The sequence below is a fragment of the Mycobacterium sp. 852002-40037_SCH5390672 genome (genome assembly GCF_001665875.1).
In the GTDB taxonomy this organism is placed as follows: domain Bacteria; phylum Actinomycetota; class Actinomycetes; order Mycobacteriales; family Mycobacteriaceae; genus Mycobacterium.
Genome location: NZ_LZTA01000060.1, coordinates 25,525 through 32,625 on the forward strand (window position 1 = coordinate 25,525; position 7,101 = coordinate 32,625).

Here is a 7,101-nt window from a genome sequence, read left to right on the forward strand (position 1 = left end):
ATGGGGACGCCTGCGGATGCCCTACGCGAGGCGGTCGCCCAGCACCGGCTACTGCTTGGCGACCCTGGCCGCGATCTGCTGGGCGAGGTCGACCGCGGACCCGCCGGGCAGGAAGGAGCCGCAGGTGACGACGTCAACGACGACGTTGTTGCGCACGGTCAGCGCCCGCTGGCACGCCCAGCCGTCGCTGCTGTTCTGAACTTCGGACGTGCTGAGCGTGCCGCCGACTTTGTGGGCGTCGCCCACCGTCCACACGATTTCGGGCTTGCCCAACGGATGTTCGGAAAACGTGCGATTGGCGCAGGCAAACCACCGCCGCACCGAGGTGTCGTAGAACATGCTGGCCTGACGCGCCGAGGGGTACGCAACCACGGCCTGGATGGCGGAGTCGTTGCGGACCGTGGGGTCGTCGAAGCTGTCATCGAGGCGCCGGCCGCGCATCGCGGTCCAGCCGCTGTCCGCGTAGACGGCTTCTTGGGCGGGCCCGTCCATCGCCAGGCAAGCCTTGTCGCTGAAAGTCGGGCTCGCGTCCCACATCGCCTGCGCGCTGTACCGAAGCCGCATCCCCGCCCCAAGCAAGGAGTTGATCTGGTCCGCGTCGAGCAGCAGCCCATCCAGGGACGCGGCGGCAACCGGTGTCTGGGACAGCGGGCCGGAGGTGTCCGCAGGCGACGCGCTTCCGCCGACGACCGTGGTGCAGCCGGCCGCCAGGGCGGACACGGCCTGCACCAAGAACGCGATTCGCCGGCGCACCATTGCCTTTCGGACGTGGGGCCAATGTGTGCGCCCAGCTTAGGCGGCCGCCTCCCGCCGACACCCGATCAACCAGCAGATCCGATAGGGCGGCGAACACGATGCCCAACGCGTAGATCGGAATCCCGCGGGCCGGCACGTCCGATTTCCTCCGGCCGGCCAGTCAGCCGATTCATCATACTAATGAAAACCGTTTCCATTACAACGGCGCAAGCTGAAGCTCGTAGGCGCGGGCCCCGATCCGCTGTAGCCTCACCGAACGTGAGTCCCACACCGCGTCGGCGTGCGACTCTGGCGTCGTTGGCGGACGAGCTCAACGTTTCGCGCACGACGATCTCGAATGCCTTCAACCGGCCCGATCAGCTGTCCCCGGACCTGCGTGAGCGCGTACTCGCGACGGCCAAGCGACTGGGATACGCCGGCCCCGATCCGGTGGCGCGATCGTTGCGGACCCGCAAGGCCGGCGCGGTCGGTCTGGTGATGGCCGAACCGCTGACCTACTTCTTCAGCGACCCCGCCGCACGGGACTTCGTCACCGGGGTGGCGCAGTCCTGCGAAGCGCTGGGGCAGGGGCTGCTGCTGGTGGCCGTGGGGCCGAGCCGCAGCCTCAAAGACGGTGCGGCGGCGGTGCTTTCGGCCGGCGTGGACGGCTTCGTGGTCTATTCGGTGTGCGACGACGACCCGTACCTGCAGGTGGTGTTGCAGCGCCGGTTGCCGATCGTGGTGGTCGACCAACCCAAGGGGCTGGCCGGCGTTTCGCGGGTGGGCATCGACGACCGCGAGGCGATGCGCGAGCTCGCCGACTACGTACTGGGACTGGGGCATCGCGAGATCGGGCTGCTCACCATGCGGCTGGGCCGGGACCGGCGCCAAGGGCTGGTGGACGCCGACAGGCTGCGCTCACCCGCCTTCGACGTGCAACGCGAGCGCATCATCGGCGTGTGGGAGGCGATGACCGCCGCCGGCGTCGACCCCGATTCTTTGACCGTGGTGGAAAGCTACGAGCACCTGCCCGAATCGGGCGGCGCGGCCGCCAAGGTGGCGCTGGAGGCCAATCCGCGGATCACCGCGCTGATGTGCACCGCGGACATTCTGGCCCTGTCCGCCATGGATTACCTGCGGGCACACGGCATCTACGTGCCCGGGCAGATGACCATCACCGGCTTCGACGGCGTGCCCGAGGCCGTCAACCGCGGCCTGACCACGGTGTCGCAGTCCAGCCTGCAGAAGGGTCGCCTGGCCGGGGAGCTGTTGTTGAATCCGCCACGATCGGGCTTGCCGGCCGTCGAGCTCTTGGACACCGAGCTCATCCGGGGCCGCACCGCCGGGCCGCCGGGGTGAGCGGTGGACGGGGCTACTTGGAGTCTTGGTCGCCGATCAGCAACCGCACGGCGAGGTCCAGCCGCTTGCTGACGTCGGTCGCCGAGGCCCGCCGGGTCAGCCACGCCAGCAGGTTCGACAGCCACACGTCCGAGATCACCCGGGCGATGTGGTACTGGTCCTCAGTCGGTTCGCCGTCGGCCATCGCGCGTGCGAACATCGAATCGATGAGCTTCTCGACCTGATCGACCTCACTGGCCGCCGACGCGTCGGCGAACACGTAGGCACGCGTCATCGCCTCGGTCAGCAGGGGATTGCGCTGCATCGCGCGGTTGAGCTTGCCCACCATGAAGTTGAGCCGCTGAAAGGGCGTGCCCCCGGTCATCGCCGAGCGGTCCGTCTTGGCGTCGATCCGGCTGAACTCGCGGCCCAGCGCCGACACCAGCAGGTGCACCTTCGACGGGAAATACCGGTACAGCGTCCCCACCGCTACATCGGCGCGATCGGCCACCGCACGCATCTGCACCGCTTCGTAGCCGCCCTTGGAGGCGATGGCCATGGTGGCATCCAGGATGCGCTTACGGCGTTCCCGCTGCGCCTCCGACCCCAGTTCGGACTCCGCCAGTACCGCCACGTTCATGACCTCGCGCGGCTGCGAGTCAGAAACGCGGCTCGGATTTGCGTTGGCTGGCATGTGACGGTTTGCTCCTGTTCCGGGCGGTTCGTTTGCAAACGATACGCATTCTGCGTGTGAATTTCCCACCTCCATACCGCCGGGGACAAGCGCATGTGCTGCTGTAATGGCGTTCGACTTGACGGTCGATCACTGGCACTATTAGAACACGTTCTAGTCTGGAACGAGCGGGTTGCGTGGCAACTTGTGGTGGAGGAGTACCCGCGCGCGGGGGCAGATCGGACAATCAGGACAGGGGACCCAGCCCCCTTGTCACGTCGAGTCAAGGACGCGGAGGTCCTCAGGTGGTAGCGACCGTCACCGACGAGCAGTTCGCCGCGCGCGCCCTGGTGCGCGACTGGGCCCGCAATTCGACGTCCGGGGCGGGTGGCACCGCCGCGATCCGCGACGTGGAGCAGGGTAAGGCCGACGCCTGGCGGCCGGTGTTCTCCCGGCTGGCCGAACTGGGCATCTTCGGCGTCGCCATCCCCGAGGAGTTCGGCGGCGCCGACGGCAGCATCGAAGACCTGTGCGCGATGGTCGAGGAGGCGGCCAAAGCGCTGGTCCCCGGGCCGGTCGCCACGACCGCGCTGGCCACCATGGTCCTCTCCGAGGCGGGTTACGACCAGGAGTTGCTGGCTGCGCTGGCCGCCGGGGAGCGCTTCGCCGGACTGGCGCTGGACGGCGACATCCAGTTCGACAGCGCGACCGAGAAGGCCTCAGGCACCCTGCCGTTCGCGCTCGGCGTCGCCGACGGCGCCGTGCTGTTGGCGCCCGCCGACGGCAAGTGGCTGCTGATCGACACCGAGAGCGCGGGCGTGCAGATCGAACCGCTGCAGGCCGCCGACTTCTCCCAGCCACTGGCCCGGGTCGTCCTGACCTCGGCGCCGGCCACGGTGGTGTCGGACACGCGCACCCGCGTCGAGGAGCTGGCCGCGACGGTGCTGGCCGCCGAGGCGGCCGGCATCACCCGATGGTCGCTGGAGACCGCCGTCGACTACGCGAAGGTCCGCGAGCAGTTCGGCAAGCCGATCGGCAGCTTCCAGGCCGTCAAGCACCTCTGCGCCGAGATGCTGTGCCGCGCCGAGCAGGCCGAGGTTACCGCCGCCGACGCCGCGCGTGCCGCCGCCGAGGGCGACGAATCCCAGTTCTCCATCGCGGCGGCGCTGGCCGCCGGCACCGGCATTGCCGCTGTGAAGGCCAACGTCAAGGACTGCATCCAGGTGCTCGGCGGCATCGGCTGCACCTGGGAGCACGACGCGCATCTGTACCTGCGCCGGGCGCATGCCATCGGTCGCTTCCTGGGCGGTGCCGAGACCTGGCTGCGCCGCATCACCGCGCTGACCCAGGCGGGTGTGCGACGCCGCCTGGGTATCGACCTCACCGAGGTCGAGGACCAGCGGCCGGAGATCGCCGCCGCCGTCGCCCAGATCGCCGAGCTGCCCGAGGCGAAGCGGCAGGCGGCGCTGGCCGAGGCCGGCCTGCAGGCACCGCACTGGCCGGCGCCCTACGGGCGTGGCGCGGGACCGGCCGAGCAGCTCCTGATCGATCAGGAGCTGGCGGCGGCCGGCGTGGCCCGCCCGGACCTGGTGATCGGTTGGTGGGCGGCGCCGACCATCCTCGAGCACGGCACCCCGGAACAAATCGAGCGCTTCGTGCCGGGCACCGCGCGCGGCGAATTCCTCTGGTGTCAGCTGTTTTCCGAGCCGGGAGCGGGCTCGGACCTGGCCTCCCTGCGCACCAAAGCGGTCCGGACCGACGGCGGTTGGAACCTGACCGGGCAGAAGGTGTGGACGTCGGCGGCGCACAAGGCGAAGTGGGGCGTGTGCCTGGCCCGCACCGATCCGGACGCGCCGAAACACAAAGGCATCACCTACTTCCTGGTGGAGATGAGCTCACCGGGCATCGAGATCCGCCCACTGCGCGAGATCACCGGCGACTCCTTGTTCAACGAGGTGTTCCTGGACAACGTGTTCGTGCCCGACGAACTGGTCGTCGGCGAGGTGAACGACGGTTGGCGGCTGGCCCGCACCACACTGGCCAACGAGCGCGTCGCAATGGCCAACGGAACCGCGCTGGGCAACCCGATGGAGCAGCTGCTCGAGGTGCTGGCCGAACTCGACCTCGACAGCGCCCAGCAGGACCGGCTGGGGCGGTTGATCGTCACCGCTCAGACCGGCGCGCTGCTGGACCAGCGGATCGCCCAGCTGGCCGTGGGCGGCCAAGACCCGGGGGCGCAGTCCAGCGTGCGCAAGCTCATCGGTGTCCGCTACCGCCAGGCCCTGGCCGAATACACGATGGACGTGTCCGAGGGCGGCGGCTTGGTGCACAACCAGGCGGTGTTCGACTTCCTCAACACCCGCTGCCTCACCATCGCCGGCGGCACCGAGCAGATCCTGCTCACCGTCGCCGCCGAGCGACTCCTCGGCCTGCCCCGCTAACAAGGGGTTTCGGCCACCCAGAGCGTTGCCTGGGTTCGCCCGGCATTAACGGTCGATAGCAGGTCGCAGCGACCCCGTTGGGCGAAAAGTGTAGGGAAATCCCTAATTGAGACAGGTCAGTGCGCGGCCTTAGCTTATAGCCACCGCGTTGGCGAGAGTTGCTTCATCGCCGAACACGAGACTGCGGGTGTGCCTGCATGTCGGCGGTTGCGTATCGAAAGGGACGCCATGCCAATGGATTCGGCTTACCACGACCTGAATGCTGACTCTTGCCGACCTGTCCGCGCCGGCAGGGCGCCACGGCCGAGCGCCCTGGCCGGCTTGCTGGCGACTGTTGCCATAGCGATGAGCGCTGCGCCGCCGGCCATGTTGCCCGCCGCCAAGGCCGATCCGGCGCAACATACCGTTGTGTACCGGATCCTCGGCGGCGGCGACGTCTACTCCGTCATCCCGGACCCCGGAACCCCGGTGTATCCGGCGAGCACCACGACCTGGGTTTCAGTCCCCTGGTCGCAGACCGTGCAGGTGACCGGAAGCCCGTACCTGGCGTTGAACTACACCGACAAAACCGGCGGCCCGCACGACTGCGCGATCGGCGTGGACGGCCAGTCCGTCAGGCTCGCCGAACACACGGCCGGTAGGTGCGCTTACCAAATCCCCGGCCCGGCGCAGTAAACCATCGGGTTTGCGAATCGGGGTCGCGAACAGTGGACACCCCCCATGAAGGAGAACAGCGGTGAAGCGTCGAATCATCGTCGGTGTAGCCAGCCTGGCCATCGTAATCACCAGTGGCGCTGGCTGTTCCGGCAATAAATCGAACTCGCAAGCGTCCAACTCGGCGGCGCCCGCCGCCGGGCCGCAGGTGATCGTGGACGGCAAGAACCAGAACGTGAGCGGTCCGGTCACCTGTAAACCGGCCGGCGACAACATCAACATCGGCATCGGCGACCCGGCCAAAGGCATCGGGGCAGTGGTCAGCAAGGACAACCCGCCAATCGTTCACGCGGTCGGACTGGGCAACGTCGACGGCGTCACGCTCGGTTACGCCGACGCCGCAAAGGGGCAGGGCGGCAACGCCGGCGCCGCGGTGGGCGACAACTCCATTCAGATCAAGGGAACGGCGACCGGTGCCGATGTGAGCGATCCCCACCAGCCGAAGCCGGTGACCAAACCGTTCGAGATCGACGTGACCTGCCCGTAGCGCAGGCCCAGCGGAATCGTTCGGACCCAAGCCCGAGAGGGGACGCAACCAAATGTCTATCAAACGCCTCGCCGCAGCAGCGGCAGTCGCGACGGGCCTGGGCATGTCCGTAACGGCTGTCAACGGGGGCTTCGCGAACTCCGCCCCGCTGGACCCCCCGCCGTGCCCCAGCTGGCAAAAGGGCTGTTCTGGTAGCCCCAGTCCCAACCCCGGTTACGGGGGCACCGGCACGCCGCCGATAGCAACTGCGCCGCACGGCACCCCGCCGCCGCAGAGCACGTGGCAGTCGACGCCACCGCCGCACAGCACGCCACCGCCGCCCAGCACGTGGCAGTCGACGCCACCGCCGCACAGCACACCGCCGCCGCCCAGCACGTGGCAGTCGACGCCACCGCCGCACAGCACGTCACCGCCGCCCAGCACGTGGCAGTCGACGCCACCGCCGCACAGCACGACGGCCCCGATGCCGACGGAATGCCCCAACTGGGACAAGAACTGCACTCCCGCCCCCGCCCCCGGTCCCAGTTCCGGCTACGGGGGCTCGGGTACGACGCCGCCGAAGAACACGACCCCAAGCCCGTGGCAGCAGCCGGCGCCGAATAACACGCCGCCGAGCTCCTGGCAGCAGGCGCCGGCGAACGGCTCGACGTCGTCGATGCCCACGGTTTGTCCCGCCTGGTACAAGAACTGCACCCCCCCCCCCCACCGCCCCC

At 68.8% G+C, this 7,101-nt stretch carries 8 protein-coding genes; 4 read left to right on the forward strand and 4 right to left on the reverse strand.

Annotated features, from left to right (window positions below; all coding sequences use genetic code 11):
- Positions 1-48: 48 nt before the first annotated feature.
- Complete coding sequence (locus A5782_RS09815) at positions 49-756, reverse strand: sensor domain-containing protein (protein ID WP_067098691.1); 708 nt, start codon at positions 754-756, stop codon at positions 49-51.
- 258 nt (positions 757-1,014) lie between these two features.
- Here A5782_RS09815 and A5782_RS09820 point away from each other — a divergent pair, with 258 nt between their 5' ends.
- On the forward strand, positions 1,015-2,094 hold the full coding sequence (locus A5782_RS09820; RefSeq protein WP_067098694.1) for a LacI family DNA-binding transcriptional regulator: 1,080 nt from the start codon (positions 1,015-1,017) through the stop codon (positions 2,092-2,094).
- Between the two features lie 13 nt (positions 2,095-2,107).
- Here A5782_RS09820 and kstR read toward each other — a convergent pair whose 3' ends face one another.
- Positions 2,108-2,707 carry a cholesterol catabolism transcriptional regulator KstR gene (gene kstR, locus A5782_RS09825; RefSeq protein ID WP_066867395.1) on the reverse strand — a complete coding sequence of 200 codons (600 nt, stop codon included), beginning with the start codon at positions 2,705-2,707 and terminating at the stop codon, positions 2,108-2,110.
- A gap of 344 nt (positions 2,708-3,051) precedes the next feature.
- On the opposite strand from kstR, the gene A5782_RS09830 reads away from it, so the two are divergent.
- The 3 genes from A5782_RS09830 to A5782_RS09840 all read left to right on the forward strand — a co-directional run bounded on the left by A5782_RS09830 (position 3,052) and on the right by A5782_RS09840 (position 6,388).
- Positions 3,052-5,187: an acyl-CoA dehydrogenase gene (locus tag A5782_RS09830; RefSeq protein ID WP_067098698.1), complete on the forward strand. Its 2,136-nt coding sequence runs from the start codon at positions 3,052-3,054 to the stop codon at positions 5,185-5,187.
- A gap of 345 nt (positions 5,188-5,532) precedes the next feature.
- Positions 5,533-5,862, forward strand: a complete 330-nt coding sequence (locus tag A5782_RS09835; protein WP_156623871.1) for a hypothetical protein — start codon at positions 5,533-5,535, stop codon at positions 5,860-5,862.
- A 61-nt stretch (positions 5,863-5,923) separates the two neighbouring features.
- Positions 5,924-6,388 (forward strand): lipoprotein LpqH, encoded by a 465-nt coding sequence (locus A5782_RS09840; protein ID WP_067098704.1) that lies wholly within the window; start codon positions 5,924-5,926, stop codon positions 6,386-6,388.
- A gap of 213 nt (positions 6,389-6,601) precedes the next feature.
- Here A5782_RS09840 and A5782_RS09845 read toward each other — a convergent pair whose 3' ends face one another.
- Both A5782_RS09845 and A5782_RS26460 read right to left on the reverse strand, forming a co-directional pair.
- On the reverse strand, positions 6,602-6,889 hold the full coding sequence (locus tag A5782_RS09845; protein WP_067098707.1) for a hypothetical protein: 288 nt from the start codon (positions 6,887-6,889) through the stop codon (positions 6,602-6,604).
- 30 nt (positions 6,890-6,919) lie between these two features.
- Positions 6,920-7,101, reverse strand: a 182-nt coding sequence (locus A5782_RS26460) for a hypothetical protein (RefSeq protein WP_197694177.1), incomplete at its 5' end; no start/stop codon positions are given.

Coding starts and splice junctions, on each gene's coding strand:
- A5782_RS09815 (WP_067098691.1), bottom strand. CDS start 756: ATGGTGCGCCGGCGAATCGCGTTCTTGGTGCAGGCCGTGTCCGCCCTG.
- A5782_RS09835 (WP_156623871.1), top strand. CDS start 5,533: ATGAGCGCTGCGCCGCCGGCCATGTTGCCCGCCGCCAAGGCCGATCCG.